Annotated in this window: 4 protein-coding genes and 1 pseudogene; 2 read left to right on the forward strand and 3 right to left on the reverse strand. The window is 34.7% G+C overall.

The genetic code is table 11. From position 1 onward, the window contains the following. Window positions 1–185, forward strand: a pseudogene (locus V7183_RS21345) (YndM family protein); the annotation flags it as partial. A 26-nt stretch (window positions 186–211) separates the two neighbouring features. Here V7183_RS21345 and V7183_RS21350 read toward each other — a convergent pair. Together V7183_RS21350 and V7183_RS21355 are read right to left on the reverse strand one after the other, a co-directional pair. Next, entirely contained in the window at window positions 212–727 is a 516-nt protein-coding gene (locus V7183_RS21350) for a DUF3231 family protein (protein ID WP_335360757.1), read from the reverse strand. A 349-nt stretch (window positions 728–1076) separates the two neighbouring features. Further along, on the reverse strand, window positions 1077–1289 hold the full coding sequence (locus V7183_RS21355) for an alpha/beta-type small acid-soluble spore protein (RefSeq protein ID WP_026591505.1): 213 nt from the start codon (window positions 1287–1289) through the stop codon (window positions 1077–1079). 250 nt (window positions 1290–1539) lie between these two features. Here V7183_RS21355 and V7183_RS21360 point away from each other — a divergent pair, with 250 nt between their 5' ends. Beyond that, window positions 1540–1674 (forward strand): hypothetical protein, encoded by a 135-nt coding sequence (locus V7183_RS21360; protein ID WP_335360758.1) that lies wholly within the window; start codon window positions 1540–1542, stop codon window positions 1672–1674. Here V7183_RS21360 and V7183_RS21365 read toward each other — a convergent pair. Beyond that, window positions 1671–2781 (reverse strand): IS3 family transposase gene (locus V7183_RS21365; protein ID WP_335360759.1). Its coding sequence is split into 2 segments (ribosomal slippage), with 1112 coding nucleotides annotated over them: window positions 1671–2545 and window positions 2545–2781; the frame shifts between segments, so codons are not numbered across the junction. This gene is flagged as partial in the annotation. The two genes, V7183_RS21360 and V7183_RS21365, sit on opposite strands and share 4 nt — an antisense overlap.

The following is a 2781-nucleotide window of genomic DNA, read 5'->3' on the forward strand; positions in this document are numbered from 1 at the left end:
AAGTATTCTTTCATATTTATATGAAAAAAGTGGTTTTACATGATGATAATGATTCACGAGAATCAACTAACATACATCATGATAGATATGCTATGGAGATGTCACATGAATATTTAAACCGTTCTGAAATAGAAAAAGTAAGAACCATTCAAAAGGAAAACGATACAAAGAATAAAATGAAATAAAAAAGTGGCTTTCGGCCACTTTTTTATTAACCTTGTTCAGTATTTTTAACATGTAATGGCGGAGGAACTACCCAGCCTTTTTTCTTGCTTAGACGTAGTAAAGTTACCCCAGCTTGTGCTTTTTTCATATGGAATTGTCCAAAAAGCATTCCTACATCTTCTCGAAGACATTTTCCCATTACTTGACTACAAGTTACTAATCCTGCCGCTAGACTTGCAGAAACAGCAGCTGCAATTTCAGCATCATTGATGCGTGCCCCAGGAGGAATATCTTCAATAGATGCAACCGGTCTTTCTGGAGGTGCTGGTGGTAAAGCCACTCCATTTACCTTTAAAAGAGCTTTTAGTTCCTCTATTTCAGAAGTCATATCATTCTCAATTAAGTTTTCTAAGAACTTTTTTAAATCTTCATCACCTGTGTGATTTATAAATACTTGATGTCCAACAACAGCTCCTTGTGCCGCAAGAAGATAACTCCAAATATCAAATACTTCTCCGTAATGTAAAGGTTCATTTTGAGGATTTCCACTTAATACACCCATTTTAAGATGCCTCCCTTTTGTAAATATCATAGTCAGTATGCTTTTCAATATTGAAAATAAATTTTTAAATATATTTGTTCCTATAAAAGGCTTTTTAACATTCATAGGAAACACCTTCCCCATAAGATATGTGTTTGTAATCTAAAAAAGAAACTTTCAAATAAAATACTCAAAGATTATTATTTAAAATTCTCAACAACCTTTGAGTACAAATGCATTTATTATGAGAGTTTATTTAAAAGTTAAATACAGACAACATGGAAAGATGTATTTGTTAACTACTGTAATCTGCTACGCTTCCAATAATCAATAATATCGCTTGTCCTAATCTTTTCTATTTTGGGTGAAGTTAACGAGTAAATCCACCACCAAGTTGTTGTTCAGCCATTGCTACTAAACGTTTAGTGATTTCACCACCAACAGAACCATTTGCACGAGCTGTTGTATCTGCACCAAGTTGTACACCAAACTCTTGCGCGATTTCATATTTCATTTGATCAAGTGCACTTTCAGCACCTTGAACTAATAATTCATTACGATTTCCACTCTTATTGTTTGCCATATTGTATCACCTCCTATATTTTTAATATTTTACAAAACATAGAAAAATATAAATTCCTTTTTATGGTATTTGATTTTACCTGAATTTGGGTATAAGTCTTATTCTTCTACTTAAAATATGGCTGAGAGAGCCAAGAAGAGGAACTGTTCTAACATCTTTTCATAACAAGGTTTGTTTGAAATGATTGCGTTATTCCTCCTCCTCTTCTGTCCTCTTGCTTGAATTCATATGGAAAAGGAGTGATAAGTAAATGGAATCTAATACAAAAGGTGTTCATGAAGTGAATGAATTACATGAAATGTTAACATTTAAAAATGTATGTATGATAAAATCAGCCGTTATGGCTGGCGTAGCACAAGATCCTGGTATGTCAACACGAAACTAGACAATTTTTTTAAGGTGTTCCTGTCTGTACTGAACAGGGCTCAAATAGCCTAGCGTTCCATGGATTCTAACATTATTAAACCAGTTTACGTAGTCGTTCAATTCTAAGGTCAATTCTTCTAAATTTGCGAAATGACGACCGCGAACGAACTCTGTTTTAAAGATTTCGTAGGTTGCTTCCGCTACGGCATTATCGTATGGACAACCTTTTGTACTTAGTGAACGCTTGATTTTGAAGGTCTCTAACGTATCATGAATCAGCTTGTTTTTAAACTCATTTCCTCGATCTGTATGAAATAAGGTAATCCGATTTAAGTTTGTTTTCACCGTTGCGAAAGTTTGCGAAACAAGCTCGGCATCTTTCTTTTGACCCACGCTATGTCCTATGATTTCCCGATTAAAGAGATCAACTAATAAACATACGTAATTCCACTTTTTGTTCACACGGACGTATGTTAAATCACTTACGACTACAGCCAACTCTTCTTTCTGATTGAACTGACGATCGAGCACGTTTGAAATTTTTTCTTCATTACAGTTAGCTTTCTTCGGCTTAAATTGTGCAATCGTATAGTTAGATACTAAACCTTGATTCTTCATAGTCCGTCCAATACGACGGCGCGAAACCACATAACCTAACTTTTTTAGTTCTACTTTTATCTTTCGTGTTCCATAGTTCTGACGGCTCTCTCGGAAGATTTCTTTCACTAGTGGCGATAATTCATCTCCTGTATCTTGCGCTTGTTTTACCTCATAATAATAGGTTGCTCTTGATAATTGTAGGACATTGCACATTGCTGATATCGAGTATTTATGTAGGTTATTCTTCACTACTTTTACTTTCGTCCTAGTATCAGCGCCGCTTGCTTTAAAATATCATTTTCCATAAGAAGCTGTTTGTTTTGTTTTCTCAACGCTTCCAACTCTAGTTGTTCAGCCGTCTTATTATCTTTCTCTTTAAATGAGCCAGACGTATGATTTTGATTGATCCATCGATCCAATGATGATGGTGTTAGTTCGTATTCCTTAATGATGTCTTTCCTTGGTTTACCATTTTGATACAGTTGAACCATTTGGTGTTTAAATTCTGCTGTAAAGGTTCTTCTTT

Source organism: Bacillus sp. JJ1127 (assembly GCF_036965845.1).
Taxonomy (GTDB): Bacteria; Bacillota; Bacilli; order Bacillales; family Bacillaceae_G; genus Bacillus_A.

What these genes read in the sequence shown, in the direction of transcription:
- V7183_RS21350 (WP_335360757.1), bottom strand. Translation starts at nt 727, where the DNA reads ATGGGTGTATTAAGTGGAAATCCTCAAAATGAACCTTTACATTACGGA.
- V7183_RS21355 (WP_026591505.1), bottom strand. Translation starts at nt 1,289, where the DNA reads ATGGCAAACAATAAGAGTGGAAATCGTAATGAATTATTAGTTCAAGGT.
- V7183_RS21360 (WP_335360758.1), top strand. Translation starts at nt 1,540, where the DNA reads ATGGAATCTAATACAAAAGGTGTTCATGAAGTGAATGAATTACATGAA.